This is a genomic window from Caulobacter sp. 602-1, from assembly GCF_003931565.1.
Classification (GTDB): domain Bacteria; phylum Pseudomonadota; class Alphaproteobacteria; order Caulobacterales; family Caulobacteraceae; genus Caulobacter.
Window position 1 is genome coordinate 1 of sequence record NZ_RRYI01000027.1, and the last position, 448, is coordinate 448.

Here is a 448-nt window from a genome sequence, read left to right on the forward strand (position 1 = left end):
TGACGTGCTTCATGTCGAGCACCGGCGCGGCATCGGCCACAATGTGGTTTTCGGGAACACCAAATTCCACGTCATGTCCGGTCATCAACGCAGACAACTTACGGCTGTCCAGCTGTGAAGCTTGATAGGTGCCAATCACTTCGCCAGAACGGAACACCGTGATCCGGTCAGCTACGGAGAACACCTCATCGAGCTTGTGAGAAATGAAAATAACCGACACCCCTGATGCCTTGAGCGTGCCGATGGTACGCAACAAACTATCCACTTCAGTGGAAGTCAGCGCGGTGGTCGGCTCGTCCATGAAGATGACCTTTGCGTTCAACGCCAAAGCTCTAGCAATGGCGACCTGCTGCTTAGCCGCCATAGATAGGTCCTCTACGCGAGCGTCCAGATCGAGATCAGCACCGATTCGTGCCAATGCTTTACGCGACACGTCCTCGGCATATTG

General features: G+C 54.5%; 1 protein-coding gene. It reads right to left on the minus strand.

The genetic code is table 11. The annotated features are described in order from the left end of the window. A partial coding sequence (locus EIK80_RS25080) for an ATP-binding cassette domain-containing protein (protein WP_148099123.1) occupies nucleotides 1–448 on the minus strand: 448 nt, incomplete at both ends.